Genomic DNA, 1,064 nt, shown 5'->3' on the forward strand with positions numbered 1-1,064 from the left:
GCTCGCGGAGATCACGGCGGTGGCCGAGCGGTATCTGGGCCCCTCCCCCACCCACCCGTACTGGGCGGGCGCGGTGGTGCTCGCCGGGCGCGGCGGGACCGTGGCGCTCGAGACCGCGGTCGGCAGGGCGGTCCGGTACTCCGACTACGACGCGGCCACCGGCCGGGCCGTGGAGTTCCCGCCCGAGGAGCAGATCGACGCCACCCCGGACACCGTGTACGACCTGGCGTCCCTGTCCAAGCTGTTCACCTCGCTGCTGGTGGTGCAGCAGCTGGAGCGCGGCCGGATCGAGCTGGAGGCTCCGGCCGCGCGGTACGTCCCGGAGTTCGCCCAGGGCGGCAAGCAGGACGTCACGGTCCGCCACCTGCTGACGCACACGTCGGGGATGCCCGCCTGGATCGCCCTGTACCGGCAGCCCGACCGCGAGGCGATGCTCCGCGCGCTGTGGGCGGTGGAGCCCACCGATGCGCCCGGCACCGTCTACCGGTACTCGGACCTCAGTCTGATCACTCTCCAGCTGGTGCTCGAGCGGGTGACCGGCAAGCCGCTGGACGTGCTGCTCGCCGAGGAGCTCACCGGCCCGCTGGACCTGACCCGCACCCGCTACAACCCGCCCGCCGACTGGCGGCCGCGGATCGCCGCCACGGAGGTGTCCCGGCCGCCGTGGGCGGGCCTGGACCGGGGCCTGGTGTGGGGCGAGGTGCACGACGAGAACGCCTACGCCATGGGCGGGGTGGCCGGTCACGCCGGGGTCTTCTCCTGCGCCTGGGACCTGGCGGTGCTGGCCCGCACCCTGCTCAACGGCGGCGAGTACGGCGGGGTCCGCGTCCTGTCCGAGCGCTCGGTGGAGCTGCTGTTCTCCGACTTCAACACCGCCTTCCCCGGCGACGGCCACGGGCTGGGCTTCGAGTTGAACCAGCACTGGTACATGGGCGCCATGGCCACCCCGCGCACGGCCGGCCACACCGGCTTCACCGGCACCTGCATCGTGCTGGACCCCACCACCGACTCGTTCCTCGTCCTGCTCGGCAACTCGGTGCACCCGGTGCGCACCTGGCGGTCCG

Annotated in this window: 1 protein-coding gene; it reads left to right on the forward strand. The window is 73.4% G+C overall.

What is annotated here, in order from left to right:
• On the forward strand, positions 1-1,064 hold a 1,064-nt coding region (locus HW445_RS32250), incomplete at both ends, for a serine hydrolase (protein WP_180224290.1).

Origin of the sequence: Streptomyces sp. UH6, from assembly GCF_013421635.1 — a bacterium.
Taxonomy (GTDB): Bacteria; Actinomycetota; Actinomycetes; order Streptomycetales; family Streptomycetaceae; genus Streptomyces; species Streptomyces abyssomicinicus.